Below are 20,729 nucleotides of genomic sequence, written 5' to 3'. Positions count from 1 at the left end.
TTCGTCTGCATGAAAAAAGCCAACGACAATTCGGTCACTCCAACCTCGGGCCCGCTGAAAATCAGGATCGGCGGCAAGGAACGGGAGTTCGATATCGAGAATCCCGAGCTTCCGGACTGGGTCGAGGAGAACAAGCTGACCGCGGGCGGATATCCTTACGACAAGAAGATGAAGAGCGAGGAGTATGACGAGACGCTCGAGAAATTGCAGATAGAGCTCGTCAAGGCGCAGGCATGGCTGCAGGCGACCGGCAAGCGGATGATGGCGCTGTTCGAGGGTCGTGACGCGGCCGGCAAGGGCGGCACGATATTCGTGCTGCGCCAGTATCTTAACCCACGCACGGCGCGCAACGTCGCGCTGACCAAGCCAACCCCGACGGAACTGGGGCAATGGTACTACCAGCGCTACGCCGACCATTTCCCGACAGCGGGCGAATTCGTCACCTTCGACCGCTCCTGGTACAATCGTGCCGGCGTCGAGCCGGTGATGGGGTTCTGCACCCCCGAACAGCACGAGAAGTTTCTCGACGAGACGCCGCATTTCGAACGCATGATCGTCAATGACGGCATCCATTTCTTCAAATTCTGGCTGAACATCGGCCGGGAGACGCAGCTCGAGCGCTTTCACGATCGCCGCTACAGCCCCCTGAAGAGCTGGAAGTTCTCGCCGATCGACATTGCCGGCATCACCAAGTGGGACGATTACACCAAGGCGCGCGACACCATGTTCGAGCGCACCCACAAAGAGTTCGCGCCATGGATCATCGTGCGGGCCAACGACAAGCGCCGCGCGCGGCTGGCGGTGATGCGCCGCATCCTCCTGTCGCTGCCCTATGAGGGGCGCGATCTCGACGACATCGGCAAGGAAGACAAGAAGATCATCGGCGAAGGGCCGTCATTCCTGGGCAAGGAAAGTTGATACCGCCGTGCCGCGTGATGGTCCGCGCGGCACGGCATTCCGGGCAGTGGCTCAGGCAGCCAGCCTGGCGATCCGCTGCAACCGTCGCAACGTGGCGTCGTCCTGCAGCGCCTGCTGGAACAGCGATATCTCCTCGTCGATGCGCTCGCAAAGCGCGGCGGTGTTCCCCTTGAGCAGGCCGCGTGTCTGCAGCAAAGCGGCAACCGGCTTTTTGGCGAGCTGCCTGGCTCGGCCAAGCGCCGCTTCCTCGACGCTGCCTTCCGCGACGATCTCGGCAACGAGGCCGAGCGCTCTGGCGTCTTCGGCAACAAGCGTGTCGCCGAGACAGAAGAAGCGGAAAGCACCGGCATAGCCGAGTTTCTGCGGCGCCAGGATGCTGGTTGCCGCGTCCGGCACCAGGCCGAAATCGACGAACGGCACCCGGAACGTGCTTTTTTCAGATGCGATCACCATGTCGCAATGGAACAGGATGGTGCAGCCGACGCCGACGGCATCGCCGTCGACACAGGCCAGGATCGGCTTTGGAAACGTCGCCAGCATGCGGAACATGTCGGTGACGGCGGCGATCAGCTTCTGGTGCTTGGCGGCATCCAGGAATTCGGAAAAATCACCACCGAGGCAGAAGCAGCCCGCCAGGCCGCGCAGCACGACGACCCGCACCTCGTCATTCTCGGCGGCTTCATGGAACGTCCTGGCAAGGCTCTCATAGGCCCTCCGGTCGAGCACCGGCCGGCCGTCGTTCGACGACACAGTGACGATCAGTGTGTGGTTGCGCAGTTCGGGTTGCGGGTGCGCGTTCATGACGCCCTCCTTTGACCGAACATGTCGGGATATCCCCTGGCTAGGACGGGTGCATGATGATTGCGGCGCGAACGCACCACGTCCAGCGTGTGCTCGTTGAAGGTGAGCAGCGTCGCCACGACCTGCTGGTTGCCATAGGTGCGCTGATAACCGAGCGGCGTCGCCAGGAAGTGCAGTTGCAATGCGCGCAGCACCCACATCGGCTCGAACTCGATGATCACCTTGTCGACGCCGCGCTTCAGACCCCACTCGACGAAGCCGGCTATCAATTCCGTGCCGACGGTCGAGACGCCGCGCCGGCCATCGCGAAAACCCGGAGCCACCGCGTAGCGGGTCAACTCCCAGATGTTGGGACCCGCCGGCGGCGTTCCTTCGGAGAGATCGGTCAACACCTCGGTCAACAAATGCGGCCGTGTGGTCGGCAACATCCTCTGATAGCCCGCGACTTCATTGCCCCTGATGACGATCTGATGCACCGCCTCGTCATGATCGAACTGGTCGACTTCAAATCCGTCGGGGCGCCGAAGGTCCTCCCATCCCATCTCCTCGACGAATATCCGGTAGCGCAGCCGATGGACGGCCTCCCAAAGGTCGGGACGTTCCATCAATTCCTTGGTCGTAAGACAAAAAAGCATTCCGTAGTCTCCTGTGGTTCAGGGGAAGATACGGCCGTGCTTCGATGCGAAAATTGCGTGATCACGTAGGCAAGAAGTTCTAGGCCTGCACGGCCGACCTAGCTAATGTAGCCGCGCCTTATCGCCTCGGCGACTGCCTGGACCCGGTTGACGGCACCGAGTTTGCTTTTGGCGTTAAGAAGATGTTTCTCCGAGGTGTGCTCGGAGATGCCGAGGATTTGGGAAATCTCCCATTCGGACTTGCCGACGGCAGCCCATTGCAGGCATTCGCGTTCGCGCGGCGTCAGCTCGATGTGATCGATCGTCGTGGTCGCCATGGTGTGGAGCTGCATGGCGCGGCCGACGGCATAGGTCGAGACCAGGGAGACCAGGCCGAACTCGGCCGCCGACAGTTCCACGGCCTCGCCCCCCAGCGACACCATGACGATTTCGCCGTCGAGCGTGATCAACGGAAAGGCCAGCCCGTCGCGCAACTTGAAGGCGCCGGCGTCGCCCATCACTTCGCCGCTGCTCTTGTCGATGCGGATGCCCTGGGCGGCTTCCCGCCACTGGAACGGCGCTTGCAGCTGTTTCATGTGACTGACGACGGGATCGTGATCGACATAGTTGCGCGTCACGTAGCGCTCGAGCCATTCGACCGGCCAGTCGCAGAGCAGCACATGCTGCTTCTGCTGGCCCGTCGGTGTGCCCGGCTGCGGAACGGTTCCGGCCATCAGCGCGGTCAGACCGAACTCCGACGTTACGCCCAACAGTTTCTCGCAGACCGCGGCCGCCGTTGCGGCGTGCTGCAGTTGATCTATGTATTCCAGCGTTCGATCGAACTGACTCATCGCAACATCAACCCCATGTTGCCTCATGCATTAAGTCCATGGTCCGCGCCTTCCCGGCACTTCGCCACCGACCACGGATTGCAAAGCGCCCGCTTCCGGTTGTGGTTCTCGACCCTGGTATTCCCACCAGGGCAGCCACCGCTGTTTGCAAACCGACCGAACCATATCCTGAAATCGAAGCGTTGAAATCAAAAAGCATTGTGCCTGTATCGTTTTCGTACCAAAACCGGCACGAGCACGGGTGCGGCGGAGTTTTATCGTGGCGTTCCAATGGAGGTCCCATGTCCTGGCAGCGGCGCTCATCGCCGCATTGTCATGGGTTTCCGGCGCGGGCGCGGCGGAGCCGCAGGTGCCGGTGTTGTGGGATGCCAAGGAGCGGCTTCCCAAGCCCGACCTTTCGGCGCTGCCGCGGCTGAGGTTCCTGACGACCACGGATTTCCCCCCCTTCAATTTCCTCGACGGCGCGGGGAAGCTGTCCGGTTTCCACATCGACCTGGCGCGCGCCATCTGCGCGGAACTCGGCATCGTCGACAAATGCCAGATCCAGGCCTTGCCTTGGGCGGAGCTTCAAGGCGCGCTTGAGAGGGGCGAAGGTGAAGCTGTTATCGCCGGCATTGCCCCGACGTCACAGTCCCGCCAGACATACGCCTTCTCGCGCGCCTACCTGCAGTTCCCGGCGCGCTTCATCACTGCGAAGAACAAGGCGCTGGCGGAACCGCTCTTCGACAAATTGCATGGCAAGCGAGTCGGCGTGATATCGGGCTCGGCCCATGAACGCATGCTGCGCGATTATTTCGGCACGGTCCAGGTCGTCCCCTTCGACAAGCCGGAAGCCCTCTATGGCGATCTCAAGGCCGGCAAGATCGACGCGGCCTTCGGCGATGGCATGCGCTTCGCCTTCTGGCTCGGCGGCTCCGATGCCGCCGGCTGTTGCCGCTTTGCCGGCGGCCCCTACCTGGCGCCCGAGTATCTGGGCACCGGCATGGCCATCGCCACGCGAGCGGACAATCCGGCGCTGGCCGCGGCCCTCGACTACGCTTTGCAAGAGATTTCGATGAAAGGCACCTTTGCCGAATTCTACCTGCGCTATTTCCCGGTCAGTTTCTTCTGATCCGGTCCGGTCAGCTTTTCTGATCCGGCCGTAACCTCGTCAGGTCAGAGTTCGCAGCCTTGCCTTGGCCGCACGGCCGATGGCCGCCACGGTCAGCGTGTCGAGATCGAGCTGGCGACGGATCAACTGCAGCACCCGCACTTCCTCCAGCCGCATCTCCAGATCGACGGCGGCCACTTCGAAGGCCGCGGCATAGGCGGTGTCGCGCAACCGCTCCGGCAGCGCCTCCGAGACCTGGGTCAGGACACCTTCGAGCCCACCCTTCTCATGCAGCATCTTCTGGCAGGCCTGGGCCACGGCAACCAACCGGTCCTGCTTGAAATCCTCGAACACCGGCCACGAGCGAACAACCTCACCGATCCTGGCCAGTTCGACATCGGTCATGTCCCCGTCGGAGGCCGAAGTGATGACCATCAGATAGATCAGGGCTTCGTGCGGGGTGGGCGACAGCATTCTTTGCTCCTTGAACGGGCTCCGAAGGTAGGAAGGGGAGCCTGAGGCCGCAAGGAAAAAGCGCCCGACGCGTTGACGCTCCGGCCACGCACGCCTAGAGACCGGTTGAAAATGCACTTGCGGCTATTGCCGGGATACAATCTGGAAAACTGTGACATGGCGGGATCAAACATCATCGATCTCAATCCCGAACTGCTGACGGCCGCGGCCGAGAGCAAGGCATGGCCGTTCGAGGAAGCCAAAAAGATCATCGAACGCTACAAGGGCGCCGATTTCCCCGAAACGATCCTGTTCGAGACCGGCTATGGACCGTCGGGCCTGCCGCATATCGGCACGTTCGGCGAAGTGGCGCGCACCTCGATGGTGCGCCATGCGTTTCGCGTGCTGACGCAGGACAAGGTCGCGACCAAGCTGCTGTGCTTTTCCGACGACATGGACGGCATGCGCAAGATACCCGACAGCGTGCCGGACCGCGCTGCGCTCGAGCCATATCTGCACAAGCCGCTGTCATCGGTGCCCAACCCCTTCGGCGGCGACTATGCGAGCTTCGCCGACCATAACAATGCGATGCTCTGCCGCTTCCTCGACACGTTCGGCTTCGATTACGAATTCGCCAGCGCGACGCAATACTACAAGTCAGGCCGCTTCGATGCGATGCTGTTGCGCGCCGCCGAACGCTACGACCAGATCATGGCGGTCATGCTGCCGACGCTCGGACCTGAGCGGCAGGCGACCTACAGCCCCTTCCTGCCGATCTCGCCAAAGAGTGGGCGCGTGCTTTACGTTCCCATGAAGCATGTCGACGCCAAGGCCGGTACCATCACCTTCGACGATGATGGCACCGAAACCACGCTGCCGGTCACCGGCGGCCGCGTGAAGCTGCAGTGGAAGCCGGATTTCGGCATGCGCTGGGCGGCACTCGGCGTCGATTTCGAGATGTTCGGCAAGGATCATCAGACCAATGCAGTGGTTTACGACCGCATCTGCAACATACTGGGCGGGCGGGCGCCGGAGCATTTCGTCTACGAACTGTTCCTCGATGAGAATGGCCAGAAGATCTCGAAGTCGAAAGGCAACGGCCTGACCATCGACGAATGGCTGACCTATGCACCGACCGAGAGCCTCGGGCTCTACATGTACCAGCGGCCGCGGCAGGCCAAGAAACTCTATTTCGACGTCATCCCGCGGGCCGTGGACGAATATTACACCTTCCTCGCCGCCTATCCCCGCCAGGAGTGGAAGGAGCGGCTGGGCAACCCGGTCTGGCATATGCATGACGGCAACCCGCCCGCCATCGACATGCCGGTGCCGTTCTCGCTGCTGCTCAACCTTGTCAGCGCCTCCAATGCGCAGAACAAGGAGGTGCTGTGGGGCTTCATCTCGCGTCACGTCGCGGGTGTGACTCCGGCGACCCATCCCGAGCTGGACCGGCTGACGGGCTACGCGATCCGCTACTTCGACGATTTCGTGAAGCCGACGAAAACCTTTCGCCCGGCCGACGAGGTCGAGCGCGAAGCGCTGGTGGCTCTCGAAAAGGCACTTGGCGACTTGCCGGCGGGCGCCAGCGGCGAAGCGATCCAGAACGCTTCGCTCAACGTGGCGCGCAAGATCGAACGCTATCAGGATCATTCCAAGCAAAGTCCTGAAGGTGGCCCGGGTGTCTCAGGCGCCTTCTTCCAGATGATCTACCAGGTGCTGATCGGCCAGGAGCGTGGTCCACGCTTTGGATCATTCGCCGCCCTCTACGGCGTCGCCGAGACCCGCTCGCTCATTCAGAAGGCGCTGGCTGGTCAGCTGGCTTGAGGACGCCGCCCTCCTCTTGCAGGATCGAGTCCTCCTCCAGGATCGAGCCCGGCGCCTGAGGCGCTGGGGTGGGTGCGGCCGGCATCGCCGAGATGCCGGCAAGGTTCGGCGCCGACCCGAAAATGCCTTTCTTCGCGCCTTGTGCCTTGTCACCGGCCTCGACATAGGGTCCGCCCTTGGCGGCACGTGCCCAGCCGTTTTCGACCAGCCATTGACCGACATCCTGCTTGCCGATCCGGCATTCCGCCGCGATCCGGTCGCGTCCGCCTTCCGGCGGCACCGTGCAAACCACGGCGCGGCCGTGCAGAAAGGCGCGGAATGCCGTGCGCGCGCGGATGCCGCACGGCCAGGATTTCCCGTCGGTGGTGCAGGTCTCGTCCTGCCTGACGACATCGATGCCGGAAATCGCGACCGAATACCCCTTCGCCTCGATCAGGCCGGCGGCCGGAGCTACCGGCTGGAACAGTTTCGTGCCGTTCCAGTCGTCGGGCATTTTAGGCTTGGGCGGCACGGCGAGCGCCAGCTTGCTCAACGGCGCACGCGGCTCGACCCGCTCGAGTTCGCCGGTAGGCAGTTCCGGCGGCGCGACCACGTCCGGGTCGATCGCCCGCGAATGCACCGCCGGATTTGGTGGCTGCGCCGGTGCACGAATCGCTGAGGTGGACGGTTCCTCGGGCGTCGCATCCCTATCTGCCTCAGCGGTAGTGTCGGCGCCGGGATCGATCTGATCCACCGCAACAGTGCTTTCGCTGCCTTTCAGCGTGCGTCCGCCGGCAACGACCAGCGCCGCCATCGCCGGGATCATCAGAACCGCCAGGACAAGATGAGGAAGTCGCACCCGTTGCACCTATTGGCTTGCCCAGACGATCCGCGCCACCCACTCGACCTCGAGCATGGGGATATCGCGGTCCGGATGCTCCGGATTGAGCGAGACCAGCGCGATCGACTTGACTGTCTGGCGCTCGAGCACCTTGGCCATCACCTCGCCCGATGTGGTCTTGACGACGACGCGATCGCCCTTGCGGGTGGCCGCACCCGGCTCGACGATGAGGACGTCGCCGTTGCGGTATAGCGGCAGCATGGAATCGCCCTGGACCTGCAGCGCATAGGAACTTTCGGTCGATTGCGCCGGCAATTCGACGAGATCCCAGCCCTGCCCCGCCGGAAAGCCGGCATCGTCGAAGAAGCCGCCGGCGCCGGCCTGGGCGAAGCCGAGCAACGGCACCGCGCGCCGGCTGGCGGGCGATGCGCCACGGCCTTCGATCAGCCCGGTGAATTCGTCCAGCGAAGCGCCCGTCGCCTCGATGATCTTGGCCAGCGATTCGGTCGAGGGCCAGCGCGGCCGACCGTCCGAGGACAAGCGTTTGGATTTGTTGAAGGCGGTTGAATCAAGTCCCGCGCGCCTTGCCAGACCCGAAGCCGAAAGCGAATAGCGCTCGGCAAGAGCATCGATGGCAGCCCAGACTCGGTCGTGCGAGAGCATGACGCTCTCCTTCGAAACAGGAAAAAATGCCTCTTCCTGTCTAACGCGCAACGGCTGCGTTGTCCACCAGCGGGCCGGCGGATCACGAACAAAGCTGTGTGCCGCAACGACGGCACAGTGTCATGGCCGAAGCCGCTATCCGGCCAATGCCGCCATCGCCCTCGGTAGGCCTTTCTGGAGCTCGTCGACGTTCATCACCGGGATGAGCTCGACGGTGGCATTGAAGGCGAAGAAGAACCGCTCGGCGACATAGGGCATGTCCGAACTGTCCTTTACCTCCAGGAAAAGGTAGGCCGTCCGCCAACCACCGTCTGCGGTAAAATAGGCAGCCTCCGGCTTGAGATCGGACAGGGTTTGCTCGATGATCTTGCCCATGCTGCCGTCCTTGATCGCCTTATTGCCTTCCTCGGCCGGGATGCAAACTCTCAGCATCATACGCATGATGATTACTCCTCCGCCAACATCATGTTAGCGATACCTAATGTATCATCCGCGCTTGGTTTGGCAAAGTCGATCGAACCCTGCTTGCCAACGGGTTGATCAGCCGGACGATCTGGCCAGCCCGCGCAGTCCCTGGTGCGATGTCATGAAAATGCGTTCTGCCTCGGTCTGTGGCCGCGGTTCACGCACGGCCAAGTGCGGCGACAACCGCGTCAATGTCGAGGAAGCGGCGCGCCTTGCGGTCATAGTCGGTCGGCAAGCAGCGAAAGGCCAGCCGGCCTTCACCGCCCATCATGTAGGGGCCACGGCTTCGCGCCGTGGCCAGCATGCGCGCCCAGACATAACATGACGCTCTGTCAGGCTGCCTGCTTCACATCGCCCTTGGCATAGGGGTCGAAGCGTTCGTAGAAGGTCTCACCTTTCTCGGCCATGTCGAGGAGCAGCTTGGGCGCCTTGAACTCGGCGCCATACTTCTTCTGCAGCGCCTTGGCGATCTTGACGAATTGTTTGGCGCCGATGCCGTCGATATAGGACAGCGCGCCACCGGTGTAGGGCGCGAAGCCGAAGGCCAGGATCGAGCCGACATCGGCCTCGCGTGGATCGGTGACGATGCCCTCTTCCATCACGCGCGCCGCTTCGAGCGCGATGGTGACCAGCAGGCGCTGCTGCAGCTCCTCATAGTCGACCTTCTCGGCCGCGAGCTGCGGATAGAGATCCTTCAGGCCGGGCCACAGCTTCTTCTTGGCCGGCTTGCCCGGATAGTCGTAAAAACCCTTGCCGTTCTTGCGGCCGAAACGGCCGTGATCGTCGACCATGGTGTTGATCAGCGCCATCTGCCTGGGGTCGACGGCCTTTTCGCCGAGATCCCTGATGGTCTGCTTCATGATCTTTTGGGCAAGGTCGATGGCCGTCTCATCGGTCAGCGCCAAGGGACCGACCGGCATGCCGGCGGCCTTGGCCGCATTCTCGATCATCGGCGCGGGCACGCCTTCGATCAGCATCTTGTAGGCTTCCGACATGTAACGCAGCACGCAGCGGTTGACGTAGAAGCCGCGCGTGTCGTTGACGACGATCGGCGTCTTCTTGATGGCCCGCACGAAGTCGATCGCGGTGGCCAAGGCCTTGTCGCCGGTTTTCTTGCCAAGGATGATCTCGACCAGCATCATCTTGTCGACCGGCGAGAAGAAATGGATGCCGATGAAATTCTTCGGCCGCGCCGAATTCCTGGCGAGGCCGGTGATCGGAATGGTCGAGGTGTTCGAGGCGAAGATCGCCGACGATTTCAACGCGGCTTCCGCCTGTTCGGTGGCGGCCTTCTTGACGGCGGAATCCTCGAACACGGCTTCAACGACGAGATCGCAGCCGGCGAGGTCGGCATAGTCTGCCGTCGGCGTGATCAGAGACAAGAGCTTGTCCTTGTCCTCGGGCTTGGCACGGCCCTTCTTGACCTGATCCGAGATCAGGCCGTCGGAATGCGCCTTGCCCTTTGCGGCCGCCTCCATGTCCCGGTCGAGCAGCACCACCGGAATGCCGGCCTTGGCGGTGACATAGGCGATGCCCGCGCCCATGAAGCCGGCGCCGAGGATGCCGATCTTCTTGAACTTGGTGTCCGGCACGCCGGCCGGGCGCCGTGCGCCCTTGTTCAATTCCTGCAGCGACACGAACAGCGAGCGGATCATCGCCGCCGCTTCCTTGGTCTGCATGATCTCGGTGAAATAGCGCTGCTCGATCCTGAGCGCCGTATCGAAGGGCACCAGGAGGCCCTCATAGACGCATTTCAGGATCGCAGCGGCGGCCGGGTAATTGCCATGGGTCTCGCGGCGCAGGATGGCGATGGCCGGCGGCCACAGATTGGCACCGGCCGCCGAATAGACCGGCCCGCCGGGCAGCTTGAAACCCTTCTCGTCCCACGGCGCCACCGGCTTGAGGCCGTTCCTGATCATTGCCTTGCCGGTCTCGACCAGCTTGGCCGGTTCGGCGATCTCATGGATCAGGCCCATCGCCTTCGCCTTCTGCGGCGACAGGGTCTGGCCGGAGGTCAGCATTTGCAATGCCTGCTGCTGGTCGGTCAGCCGCGGCACACGCTGGGTGCCGCCGGCACCGGGGAAGATGCCGATCTTCACCTCGGGGAGTGCCATCCTGACCTTGTCGGAGTCGGCCGCGACGCGGCCATGGCAAGCGAGCGACATTTCGAAGGCGCCGCCCATGCAGGTGCCGTTGATCGCCGAGACCCATGGCTTGCCGCAGGTTTCCAGCTTGCGGAACAGGCCGGTCATGATGCCGGCATTGTCGAACAGCGCCTTGGTCGCCTTTTCGACATCCTTGACCTTCTCGCTGGCGAAGGTGGTCAGCATCTTCTGCAACAGGGTGATGTCGGCACCGCCGGAGAAGGTGTCCTTGCCGGAGGTGATCACCGCGCCCTTGATGGCGGCGTCGCCGGCCACCTTGTCCACGATATCGTTCAGCTCGCGCATCACCTCTTCGGTGAAGACGTTCATCGAGCGGTCCGGGCTGTTCCAGGTGACCAACGCGATGCCATCGGCGTCGATGTCGAGGGTGAAATTGGTGTAGCTCATCGTTCTCTCCCCGTCAGACGCGTTCGATGATGGTTGCAGTGCCCATGCCGGCGCCGATACAGAGCGTCACCAGCGCGGTGTTGAGGTCGCGCCGCTCGAGTTCGTCCAACACGGTGCCGAAGATCATCGCGCCGGTGGCGCCGAGCGGGTGACCCATGGCGATGGCGCCGCCATTGACGTTGATCTTGTCGTGCGGAATTTCGAAAGCCTGCATGTAGCGCAGCACCACCGAGGCGAAGGCCTCGTTGAGCTCGAACAGGTCGATGTCCGACAGCTTCATCTTGGCGCGCTTCAACAGTTTCTCGGTGACGTCGACCGGGCCGGTCAGCATCAGCACCGGCTCGGAGCCGATGTTGGCGAAGGTGCGGATGCGCGCGCGCGGCTTGAGACCCATCGCCTTGCCGGCCTTCTTCGAGCCGAGCAGCACGGCGGCCGCGCCATCGACGATGCCGGACGAGTTGCCGGCGTGGTGGACGTGGTTGACCTCCTCGACCTCCGGATGCTTCTGCACCGCCACCGCGTCGAAGCCGCCCATTTCGCCAGGCATGACGAAGGACGGGTTGAGAGAGGCGAGCGACTGCATGTCGGTCGACGGCCGCATATGCTCGTCATGGTCGAGAATGGTGAGACCATTCTGGTCCTTGATCGGAATGACCGAGTTCTTGAAGCGGCCATCGGTCCACGACTTCGCGGCGCGCTTCTGGCTCTCGACCGCGTAAGCGTCGACGTCGTCGCGCGAGAAGCCGTATTTGGTGGCGATCAGGTCGGCCGAAATGCCTTGCGGCACGAACCAGCCGGGCAGGCCGACCGAAGGATCCATGAACCAGGCGCCGCCGGACATGCCCATGCCGACGCGCGACATGGATTCGACGCCGCCGGCGATGACGATTTCATCGGCGCCTTGCGCGATCTTGGCGGCGCCGAAATTGATGGCGTCCAAGCCGGAGGCGCAGAAGCGCGAGATCTGCATGCCGGGTGCCTTGGTGTCGTAGCCGGCCTCGAATGCTGCGGCCCGTGGAATGACGGAACCCGCCTCGCCGACCGGGTCGACGCAGCCGAAGATGATGTCGTCGACGTTTGCAGTGTCCAGCCCGTTGCGGTCGCGCAGGGCCTCGAGCGTCCTGGCGGCGAGCCGTACCGCCGGCACTTCGTGCAGCGATCCGTCCTTCTTGCCCTTGCCGCGCGGCGTGCGCACGGCGTCATAGACATAAGCTTCGGTCATTTTTCATGCTCCCTGGGGTTCGCTGAAAAGCTGCTCAGAGCGAGCGTCCGATCAGCAATTTCATGATCTCGTTGGTGCCGCCATAGATGCGCTGGACGCGAGCGTCGCGGAACATGCGGGCGATCGGATATTCATTCATGTAGCCATAGCCGCCATGCAATTGAAGGCATTCGTCGACGACTTTGCCCTGGAGGTCGGAGAGCCAGTACTTGGCCATCGAAGCGGTCACCGGATCGAGGCCGCCATTGATGTGGCGGGTGACGCAGTCATTGTAGAAGACGCGGCCGATGGTGGCCTCGGTCTTCAGCTCCGCCAGTTTGAATTGTGTGTTCTGGAAATCGATGATCGCCTTGCCGAAGGCCTTGCGTTCCTTGACGTAGTCGATGGTCAGCGCCAGCGCCCGCTCGATCATGGCGATCGCCCCGGTGCCGATCTGCAATCGCTCCTGAGGCAATTGCTGCATCAGCTGGACGAAGCCCTGTCCCTCTTCATGGCCGAGCAGATTGGAGGTCGGTACACGCACGTCGTTGAAGAACAGCTCCGACGTGTCGTTGGCCTTCAGTCCGATCTTGTCGAGGTTGCGGCCGCGTTCGAACCCCTCGACCTCGTCGGTCTCGATGACCATCAGCGATGTGCCCTTGGCGCCCTTCTCCGGATCGGTCTTGGTGACGACGATGATGAAGTTCGCCAGCTGGCCGTTGGTGATGAAGGTTTTGGAGCCGTTGATCTTGTACTGGTTGCCGTCCTTCTCGGCACGGGTCTTGACACCCTGCAGGTCGGAACCGGCGCCGGGCTCGGTCATGGCAATGGCGCCGATCAGTTCGCCGGTGGCGAGCCTGGGCAACCATTTCTTCTTCTGCTCTTCCGAGCCGTAATGGAGGATGTAGGGGGCGACGATCGAATTGTGCAGGCCGATGCCGAAACCGTCGACGCCGACATGGCCGATCGCCTCGATGATCGCGCTCTCATGCGCGAAGGTGCCGCCGGAGCCGCCATATTCCTCCGGCATGGACGCGCAGAGCAGGCCGGCGGAACCAGCCTTCAACCAGCTTTCGCGGTCGACCATCTCGTTCTTCTCGAACTCGTCGTAGCGCGGCGCGATCTCCTCCGACATGAAGCGGGTCGCCATGTCGTAGAGCATGCCGACCTCGTCGGCCGCCCAGGCTGGTTTCGGCAAAGAGAGCACTTCGGCGGGATTTGTCGCCACGATTTCCTCCGCGTATCGACAGACAGAAAGGCTAGCGAGACGGAGTTTAGAACGCTTCCGCCGGCAGGGCCATCAGCGTATCGGCACCACTCGAAATACGGGCGAGGTGCGCCGAGGTCTCCGGCATGATCCGCTCCATGAAGAAGCGCGCCGTCACCACCTTGTTATCGTAGAAAGACTGGGAGCCGTTGGCATCAGTCTTGCCCTGTGCCGCCTTGGCCATCTGCGCCCACATGTAGCCCAGCGCGACGAGGCCGAAGAGATGCATGTAGTCGGTCGAGGCCGCACCGGCATTATCGGGCTTGGCCATGCCATTCTGCAGCAGCCACATGGTCGCCGCCTGCAAATCGTTGAGGCCCTTCTTCAGACCCTTGGTGAAGGGCGCCATCTTTTCGTGCGCGCGGTTTTCCTCGCAGAACTCGCCGACCTCCTTGAAGAAGGCCTGGATGGCTCGGCCGCCGTTCAAGCCGAGCTTGCGGCCGACGAGGTCGAGCGCCTGAATGCCGTTGGCGCCTTCATAGATCATGGCGATGCGGGCATCGCGCACGAACTGGCTCATGCCATGTTCTTCGATGTAGCCGTGACCGCCGAACACCTGCTGCGCCATGACGGCGTGATCAAAACCCTTGTCGGTCAGCACGCCCTTGACTACCGGCGTCATCAGGCCGGTGTAGTCGTCGGCCGCCTGGCGATCCTTGTCGTCGGCGGAGCGGTGCGCGATATCGGACTTGATCGCGGTCCACAGCGCCAGCGCGCGGCCGGCCTCGTTGAACGCCTTCATGGTCATCAGCGAGCGGCGGATGTCGGGATGAACGATGATCGGGTCGGCCTTCTTGTCCGGCGCCTTCGGGCCTGACAGCGAGCGGCCCTGCAACCGGTCCTTGGCATAGGCGGCGGCATTCTGGTAGGCGATCTCCGACAGCGACAGGCCCTGCAGGCCGACGCCGAGGCGGGCCTCGTTCATCATCGTGAACATCGCCTTCAGGCCCCCATTGGCCTCGCCCAGCAGCGTGCCTTCGGCCTCGTCATAATTCATGACGCAGGTCGAGTTGCCGTGGATGCCCATCTTCTCCTCGATCGAGCCGCAGGAGACGGTGTTTCTCGTCCCCGGATTGCCCGATGTGTCGAGCTTCAGCTTGGGCACGATGAACAGCGAAATGCCCTTGACGCCCTCCGGCGCGCCTTCGATGCGGGCCAGCACCAGATGGACGATGTTGTCCGACATGTCGTGCTCGCCGGCCGAGATGAAGATTTTCTGGCCTGAAATCTTGTAGGTGCCATCGCCGTTCGGCACCGCCTTGGTGCGCAGCAGGCCAAGATCGGTGCCGCAATGCGGCTCGGTCAGGTTCATGGTGCCGGTCCAGCTGCCCTCGACCATCCTGGGCAGCCAGGTCGCCTTCTGCTCGTCGGTGCCGTGGGTGATGATGGCGGCGATCGCGCCCTGGGTCAGGCCCGGATACATCATCAGCGACATGTTGGCCGACACCATGTATTCAGCCACCGCCGTGTGCACGGCATAGGGCAGGCCCTGGCCGCCGAACTCGACGGGCGCCGCCAGGCCCATCCAGCCGCCTTCGCGATACTGGTCGAAGGCTTCCTTGAAGCCCCTGGGCGTGGTCACCGAGCCGTCGTCATGGCGCACGCAACCCTCCATGTCGCCGACACGGTTGAGCGGATGCATGACGTTCTCGGCGAGCTTGGCCCCTTCGGCGAGAATTGCCTCCAGCACGTCAGGCGTTGCGTCGGCGAATCCCGGAAGGTTCGAATAGCGCTGATAGCCGAGCACCTCGTTGAGCACGAACAGCGTGTCCTGGACCGGGGCCCTGTAGATCGGCATGCTTTTCCTCCACCATGCGGATTGACCCCGAAATCAAGCCGTGCGCGGCAAGCGGGCCAATGTCGAAGCCGCAATAGCAAATATTGACGTTTGCGTAAACGTCAATATTTGCGCTGCGGCAAGATTTCCGCCACCACGGGCGCAATCGGCCAAGCGTCACGGCAATGCGCAAGCCAGCGCGAAGCACGCAGGCCAGACAGCGAAAAAGCCGCGCGGCATGGCCACGCGGCTTTGTGGTGAAGGGTCCGACAGTATCGGAGGGCGGCTTAGCTCGCGACGCTCGCTTGCGGCGCCGAACGCTCGGCCAGCATCTGACGCACCGCCGACATCGAGCCGCCGAGCTCATTGATGGCGTCGTCGATCAGCGCCCGCTGCTTCTGCAGGCGAGCGAGCTGCTTTTCCGACTTGTCCAGCGCCAGCCGCAACTGCTTGGTGTTGGAACCGGTCGGATCGTAGAGGTCCATCATCTGCTTGACGTCGCGCAACGAGAACCCAACCTTGCGGCCGAGCAGGATCAGCTTCAGCCTCGCCTTGTCGCGGCGCGTATAGAGACGGGTCGAACCGTCGCGCTGAGGGTTGAGCAGGCCCTTGTCTTCATAGAAACGGAGCGTGCGCAGCGTCACGCCGTACTTCTTGGCCATCTCGCCGATGCGGGAGAGATCCTCGCCGGCTTCAACGGTTGCATTATTGGTGTTGGCCGCGGTCTCGCCGGCCGAGATAAGCTTCATGGTCACTGGCTTCCCCGTCTGGTGGCGTCGCGGTCCCGGACCATGCGTCGCCTGACTGGAAGCGGGGGCGTGCTTCCGGCCGTGGTTTCGACAAACAAATCGCAAACAGCGCAGTTGATACGCCATTTACGTTTACGTCAATTCTATACCGGTAGCCGTCTCATGACGCAAGGGCGTTCTGAGAACGGTGCTTTATGCCGCACCGGAAGTCACGTCAGCCAACTTCCTTGCAACTTCTTAAGCTTGGTTAACGCGTTGTTTACCACGTTGGGCGAAATGTGCGCGTGTCGGCTACCCGTGGTTATCCTGTATCGAATTTTCACGGTTTTTCGGAGCGCGGGGAAACCCGGGAAGCTTGTCTTCCACCGTGGCATCGAAGCGCGGTCGCCTCGTTCCGGCAGGGACTTGGGGAGCTGGCCGCAAGCCGGCCAATCTGAAAGACGGACGCACCGATGAACAGCAAGCGGTCCTACCTCGATACACTCAATGCTGGCAGGCAGCGCAAGCCGCAGACCACGCTCGAGCAGCTGAACCGCTCCCTGGAGACGCTGGAACAGCGCCTGGGGCAGACGCGCGAGGACGCGACGGCACGACCCGCTCCTCGCCAATATGGCGCCGAACCGCGTTACCCCGCCTCCGACCCGCGCTATCCCGCTGCGCAGCCGACGGCCCAGCAGCGCTGGTACGAGGATCCGCAGCCGGCACCGCGTGCGCACAACCCGGCGCCCTCCCCTGCACCCTTCGACCAGAATTATCAGGCGATCGCGCGTGACATCGACCGCGTGCGCGGCCAGGAAGACAGCGTCGCCATGGTCGGCAAGATCGCCGGCGAACTGCGCGGCATGCGCGAGGAACTGCGCCACCAGGTGACTTCAGGGCTGCAGCGCGAATTCGACGCGCTGCGCAAGGACATCGACCGCGCCTTCCAGTCGAACGCCAAGTACGGGACCTCGGGCAAGGGCAGCGCTGAACTCGGCGTGGAATTCGAGCGGCTCTCCGGCGCCATTAAATCGCTGTCGGAGAAGAGCGACGACAGGAGCGTCAACCTGCTGCGACTGGAACTCGAACAGGTCAAGGCCGCGCTCGACACGCTGGCGCGCGAGGAGAGCGTGCAGAAGGTCGACCGTCGCTGGGACGAGTTCGATCGCCGCTGGACGGCCTTCGAGGACCGCGTCGACGCCGACCAGCGCAAACGCTCCGACGACCCCGCCCTTGCCGCCTTGACCGACCGGCTGGAGCAGATCAGCAACGCCGTCAACAACCTGCCGGAATCGCTGTCCCTGCGCTCGCTGGAGGAGAAGGTCCGCACGCTGGCCGGGGCGGTCGACCATTTCGCCAGCCAGCAGGACAATCGCGGCGGCGGCACGCTGGCCATGATCGACGAGCGGCTGGACGAGATTTCCCGCGCCATCGTCGCCTCGACAGTCGCCGCACAGGCGAATTCAGTCGACCACGAAGCCTTCGAGCGCATCGAGAAGCGGATCGACTCGCTCGCCCAGCAGATCGAGGAAGTGGCGCAGGACCGTCCCGCAAATGTCGTGATCGACCGGCTGAACACGCTGTCGAGCCGGGTCGACGACCTCGCCGGCCGCGCCAACCTGCCCGAGCAGGCGATGGAACGGCTCGCCAAGCAGATCGCGCTGATCGCCGACAAGATCGATCAGGCGCCGGCCATGCCCGACGCCGACTACATCTTCCACGGGCTGGAGCAGCGCTTCGACGTGCTGTCGGGCATGATGGAGCGGCGCCAGGGCGACGCCATCGAGCAGGGCAACATGCTGTTTCGCGATCTCGAGCGCCGGCTGGACGAGGTTGCCGACCGGCTGGACCAGCGCAGCATGCCGCAGGTCGACAGTGCCGGCATCATGGACGCCATCGACGCTCGCTTCACCGCACTGGCCAAGCGCATGGAGACACGCGCTCCCGATCCCGCCGGCGAGGCGGCGATCCGGGGCCTGGAAAGCCGGCTCGAAGATATTTCAAGCCGGCTGGACGCTTCGGCGGCCCAGGTGGCCGGCATCGATCCGGCGCTGATCCGCAGCCTGGAGGCGCAGGTCGCCGGCCTGTCGGCGCATCTTTCCAAGCCCAGCACGCCGCTGCCGGACTTCGAGGACATCAGCCCACGCCTCGACGAAATCGAAAAAGCGCTGGCCGGGACCCGCGATTCCATCCTCGGCGCGGCACGTGAGGCGGCCGAGAACGCGGTGCGCTCGCTGGCCGGAACGAGCACCAATACGGCCGCGGTATCCGGCCTCGCCCAGGATCTGAAGACCCTGGAGACGCTGACGCGGCGTTCCGACGAGCGCAATTCGCGGACCTTCGAGGCCATTCACGACACACTGCTCAAGATCGTCGACAGGCTGGGCTCGCTGGAAACCAGCGACCCGTCCGAGGCGGTAAGCGAGCTCCTGGACGCGGCCTCGATCGAACCCAGTGGCTGGCGTGGCTTGCAGCGGCCCAAGATGGCCGTGAACGCACCATCCATGACCATGGACGAGCTGCCGCTGACTGGCGACATGGCCGATCTGGACGCGCGTGCCGCGGCCATAGTGCGCACCGAGCCCGGCGAGCCCGCACTGCACGTTGGAACGGGCTTGTCTCCCCGGCCGGGCACGCGCTCGCCGGCGGAAGCCGCCGCCGCCGCCGCGATGGCCGCACTCGGTTCCGACACCACCGCCGGAAAGGACCAGCCGGCAGGCCGCAAGTCGATGTTCGGCGGTCTGGCGCGGGCCTTCAAGGGCAAGAAAGCGGCGGATGTTCCGCCGCTGGCCGGCTCGGCGCCGAGCGCCGACATCCCGAGTGTCGATCTCGACGAGCCGCTCGACCCGAAGGTCGCCAACCGCCCGCTGGAGCCGGGCTCCGGCGCGCCTGACCTCAATGCCATCATGAAGCGCGTGCGCGACGAGCGCGGACAACCGGCAAAGCTCGGCGACAGCGACGCGGCGAAATCGGATTTCATCGCCGCCGCCCGGCGCGCGGCGCAGGCGGCCGCGGCCGAGGCCGACGCCCTGAAGCGCCAGTCGACGATGAAAGGCCCGGTCAAGGCGCTCAGGATAGGCGACCTGCTCAAGGCGCGGCGCAAGCCGATCCTGATGGCGGCGGCAGCGATCATGCTGGCGCTTGCCGGCCTGCAGCTCGGCAAGGCGTTCCTTTCGGATCCCGCCCAGGTGGCAAGCAACGACGCATCCCCGATCGTCGCCCCGCAGCCGGTTCAGACGGCATCTCTCGATGCCGCCAGCCAGCCGAAGACCGAAGTTCAGCCGACGGCGATGAACAGTGCGCCGGCCCGTCCGGCCAGGCAGGCCGAACAATCCGCGCCGGCCAGCAAGGACGATATGGCGGCGCGGAGCGTCGTGGCCATGCCGTCTGACGCGATGCCGGACACAGCGCCCACGGCCGAGCCCGCTTCGCCGGTCACGTCGGCCATGGCTTCCGGCCCGAGCGCCCCCGACGCGATGGCTTCGGCCGCGCCGGTTGCTCCGATGACCGCTGCCCCGGCCATGACGGATCCGGCAGCAGCCGCCGGCGCTACGCAGGCGAGGGATGCCGATCTCCAAGCGGCCCCTGCCGCGCCAGTGGCGACCGAGGCGACGACCAACGACACGACTGGCGCCGTTGCGCCCATGGACAAGCCGGCGGCGACAGCCGCGATCAAGTTCGACATTCCGGCCGATGCCGGCCCGGTCGCCTTGCGTGACGCCGCCGCCGGTGGCGACGCCAAGGCGCTGTTCGAGGTCGGCTCGCGCTACGCCGAGTCGCGCGGCGTCAAGGAAGACATGCCGGCTGCCGCCAAATGGTACGAGAAATCGGCGGAACTCGGCTTCGCGCCGGCTGAATACCGCATCGGCAATTTCTACGAGAAGGGCATCGGCGTCGCGCGCGACATCAAGAAGTCGAAGACCTGGTACCAGCTCGCCGCCGCGCAGGGCAACGCCAGCGCCATGCACAATCTGGCGGTGCTGTTCGCCATGGCCGCCGACGGCGCAACCGACAATGAATCGGCCGCGCACTGGTTCCAGGCGGCCGCCGACCTCGGCGTCAAGGACAGCCAATTCAATCTTGGCATCCTCGCCGCCAAGGGCGTCGGCATGAAGCAGAACCTGGAGGAATCCTACAAATGGTTCGCGCTCGTCGCCAAGACCGGCGACAAGGATGCCGCGGCCAAGCGCGACGAGATCGCCAACGCGCTGCGACCCGAGCAGCTCGCGCGCGCGCGCGCGGCGACCGAATTGTGGAAGGCCAAGCCGCTCAACGCGGCGGCCAATTCGGTGGACATTCCCGAATCCTGGCAGGAAGGCACGCCGCAGACGACGGCCGGCATCGACATGAAGAAGGCGGTCAAGAACATCCAGCTCATCCTCAACAAGAACGGCTATGACGCCGGCGGCGCCGACGGCGTGATGGGCGGGAAGACCAAGAACGCGATCATCGCTTTCCAGACCGACAACAAGCTGCCAGCGACGGGCGCGGTCGACGAGAAGCTGGTCAAGGCATTGCTGGCGCGCAAATAACGGCAGAAGCGTCGTTTCCACGACGCCCTTGCCTTACATTTGCCTGTTAACTGATTGAGTTGTTTTTTGTTTCGGCGCGGTGACGGGGTTTGGTCCCGCTGCCGCGTCGGCGCAAGAGAAAATTGGCTTTTCGATGCGATAGTGCCCGCAGCGGCTTTATTCGCCGACAGGCA

Annotated in this window: 16 protein-coding genes and 1 pseudogene; 4 read left to right on the top strand and 13 right to left on the bottom strand. The window is 63.8% G+C overall.

The features are described from left to right. The first annotated feature begins 9 nt into the window (after positions 1–9). Positions 10–918, top strand: a complete 909-nt coding sequence (gene ppk2 / locus FJ954_RS05495; protein ID WP_140660679.1) for a polyphosphate kinase 2 — start codon at positions 10–12, stop codon at positions 916–918. A 51-nt stretch (positions 919–969) separates the two neighbouring features. Here the strand turns inward: ppk2 and FJ954_RS05490 are convergent, their stop codons facing one another. From FJ954_RS05490 to FJ954_RS05480, 3 genes are all read right to left on the bottom strand, one after another. Next, a complete protein-coding gene (locus tag FJ954_RS05490; protein ID WP_140660678.1) occupies positions 970–1,719 on the bottom strand; it encodes an enoyl-CoA hydratase-related protein in 750 nt (249 codons plus the stop codon). Further along, positions 1,716–2,354 (bottom strand): acyl-homoserine-lactone synthase, encoded by a 639-nt coding sequence (locus tag FJ954_RS05485; RefSeq protein ID WP_015319299.1) that lies wholly within the window; start codon positions 2,352–2,354, stop codon positions 1,716–1,718. Before FJ954_RS05485 ends, FJ954_RS05490 begins: the two co-directional genes overlap by 4 nt. Positions 2,355–2,452: 98 nt before the next feature. After that, the gene (locus tag FJ954_RS05480; RefSeq protein WP_041163567.1) at positions 2,453–3,184 is read right to left on the bottom strand and encodes a LuxR family transcriptional regulator; all 732 of its coding nucleotides are present in this window, start codon (positions 3,182–3,184) and stop codon (positions 2,453–2,455) included. Between the two features lie 259 nt (positions 3,185–3,443). On the opposite strand from FJ954_RS05480, the gene FJ954_RS05475 reads away from it, so the two are divergent. Continuing rightward, positions 3,444–4,295: a transporter substrate-binding domain-containing protein gene (locus FJ954_RS05475; protein ID WP_140660677.1), complete on the top strand. Its 852-nt coding sequence runs from the start codon at positions 3,444–3,446 to the stop codon at positions 4,293–4,295. 39 nt (positions 4,296–4,334) lie between these two features. Here the strand turns inward: FJ954_RS05475 and FJ954_RS05470 are convergent, their stop codons facing one another. Next, entirely contained in the window at positions 4,335–4,748 is a 414-nt protein-coding gene (locus tag FJ954_RS05470) for a tellurite resistance TerB family protein (protein WP_140660676.1), read from the bottom strand. Positions 4,749–4,904: 156 nt separating this feature from the next. Between FJ954_RS05470 and FJ954_RS05465 the strand changes: the two genes are divergently transcribed. Then, positions 4,905–6,551 carry a lysine--tRNA ligase gene (locus tag FJ954_RS05465; RefSeq protein WP_015319303.1) on the top strand — a complete coding sequence of 549 codons (1,647 nt, stop codon included), beginning with the start codon at positions 4,905–4,907 and terminating at the stop codon, positions 6,549–6,551. Here the strand turns inward: FJ954_RS05465 and FJ954_RS05460 are convergent. From FJ954_RS05460 to FJ954_RS05420, 9 genes and pseudogenes are all read right to left on the bottom strand, one after another. Beyond that, entirely contained in the window at positions 6,517–7,389 is an 873-nt protein-coding gene (locus tag FJ954_RS05460) for a thermonuclease family protein (protein ID WP_348641122.1), read from the bottom strand. The genes FJ954_RS05465 and FJ954_RS05460 overlap by 35 nt on opposite strands. A gap of 9 nt (positions 7,390–7,398) precedes the next feature. Then, complete coding sequence (locus tag FJ954_RS05455) at positions 7,399–8,034, bottom strand: helix-turn-helix transcriptional regulator (protein WP_015319305.1); 636 nt, start codon at positions 8,032–8,034, stop codon at positions 7,399–7,401. Positions 8,035–8,169: 135 nt separating this feature from the next. Beyond that, positions 8,170–8,475, bottom strand: a complete 306-nt coding sequence (locus FJ954_RS05450) for a hypothetical protein (protein WP_140660675.1) — start codon at positions 8,473–8,475, stop codon at positions 8,170–8,172. 99 nt (positions 8,476–8,574) lie between these two features. Further along, a pseudogene (locus FJ954_RS05445) lies at positions 8,575–8,803 on the bottom strand (hypothetical protein). Between the two features lie 28 nt (positions 8,804–8,831). After that, positions 8,832–11,051: a 3-hydroxyacyl-CoA dehydrogenase NAD-binding domain-containing protein gene (locus FJ954_RS05440; protein WP_140660674.1), complete on the bottom strand. Its 2,220-nt coding sequence runs from the start codon at positions 11,049–11,051 to the stop codon at positions 8,832–8,834. A 13-nt stretch (positions 11,052–11,064) separates the two neighbouring features. Further along, positions 11,065–12,273, bottom strand: a complete 1,209-nt coding sequence (locus FJ954_RS05435; RefSeq protein WP_140660673.1) for an acetyl-CoA C-acetyltransferase — start codon at positions 12,271–12,273, stop codon at positions 11,065–11,067. A 34-nt stretch (positions 12,274–12,307) separates the two neighbouring features. Continuing rightward, positions 12,308–13,480 (bottom strand): acyl-CoA dehydrogenase family protein, encoded by a 1,173-nt coding sequence (locus FJ954_RS05430; RefSeq protein WP_140614747.1) that lies wholly within the window; start codon positions 13,478–13,480, stop codon positions 12,308–12,310. Positions 13,481–13,526: 46 nt separating this feature from the next. Next, on the bottom strand, positions 13,527–15,317 hold the full coding sequence (locus FJ954_RS05425; RefSeq protein WP_140660672.1) for an acyl-CoA dehydrogenase: 1,791 nt from the start codon (positions 15,315–15,317) through the stop codon (positions 13,527–13,529). Positions 15,318–15,583: 266 nt separating this feature from the next. After that, positions 15,584–16,045 (bottom strand): MerR family DNA-binding transcriptional regulator, encoded by a 462-nt coding sequence (locus tag FJ954_RS05420; RefSeq protein ID WP_015319311.1) that lies wholly within the window; start codon positions 16,043–16,045, stop codon positions 15,584–15,586. 452 nt (positions 16,046–16,497) lie between these two features. On the opposite strand from FJ954_RS05420, the gene FJ954_RS05415 reads away from it, so the two are divergent. Next, complete coding sequence (locus tag FJ954_RS05415) at positions 16,498–20,556, top strand: peptidoglycan-binding protein (RefSeq protein WP_140660671.1); 4,059 nt, start codon at positions 16,498–16,500, stop codon at positions 20,554–20,556. The last annotated feature ends 173 nt before the right edge of the window (positions 20,557–20,729 follow it).

The organism is Mesorhizobium sp. B2-3-15 (assembly GCF_006442875.1).
Taxonomy (GTDB): domain Bacteria; phylum Pseudomonadota; class Alphaproteobacteria; order Rhizobiales; family Rhizobiaceae; genus Mesorhizobium; species Mesorhizobium australicum.
Note: the sequence above shows the minus strand (reverse complement) of the source record. Positions and strands in the feature narration are given on the sequence as shown.

Coding starts and splice junctions, on each gene's coding strand:
- FJ954_RS05490 (WP_140660678.1), bottom strand. CDS start 1,719: ATGAACGCGCACCCGCAACCCGAACTGCGCAACCACACACTGATCGTC.
- ppk2 (WP_140660679.1), top strand. CDS start 10: ATGAAAAAAGCCAACGACAATTCGGTCACTCCAACCTCGGGCCCGCTG.
- FJ954_RS05480 (WP_041163567.1), bottom strand. CDS start 3,184: ATGAGTCAGTTCGATCGAACGCTGGAATACATAGATCAACTGCAGCAC.
- FJ954_RS05470 (WP_140660676.1), bottom strand. CDS start 4,748: ATGCTGTCGCCCACCCCGCACGAAGCCCTGATCTATCTGATGGTCATC.
- FJ954_RS05425 (WP_140660672.1), bottom strand. CDS start 15,317: ATGCCGATCTACAGGGCCCCGGTCCAGGACACGCTGTTCGTGCTCAAC.
- FJ954_RS05420 (WP_015319311.1), bottom strand. CDS start 16,045: ATGAAGCTTATCTCGGCCGGCGAGACCGCGGCCAACACCAATAATGCA.
- FJ954_RS05450 (WP_140660675.1), bottom strand. CDS start 8,475: ATGCGTATGATGCTGAGAGTTTGCATCCCGGCCGAGGAAGGCAATAAG.
- FJ954_RS05415 (WP_140660671.1), top strand. CDS start 16,498: ATGAACAGCAAGCGGTCCTACCTCGATACACTCAATGCTGGCAGGCAG.
- FJ954_RS05435 (WP_140660673.1), bottom strand. CDS start 12,273: ATGACCGAAGCTTATGTCTATGACGCCGTGCGCACGCCGCGCGGCAAG.
- FJ954_RS05440 (WP_140660674.1), bottom strand. CDS start 11,051: ATGAGCTACACCAATTTCACCCTCGACATCGACGCCGATGGCATCGCG.
- FJ954_RS05485 (WP_015319299.1), bottom strand. CDS start 2,354: ATGCTTTTTTGTCTTACGACCAAGGAATTGATGGAACGTCCCGACCTT.
- FJ954_RS05465 (WP_015319303.1), top strand. CDS start 4,905: ATGGCGGGATCAAACATCATCGATCTCAATCCCGAACTGCTGACGGCC.
- FJ954_RS05455 (WP_015319305.1), bottom strand. CDS start 8,034: ATGCTCTCGCACGACCGAGTCTGGGCTGCCATCGATGCTCTTGCCGAG.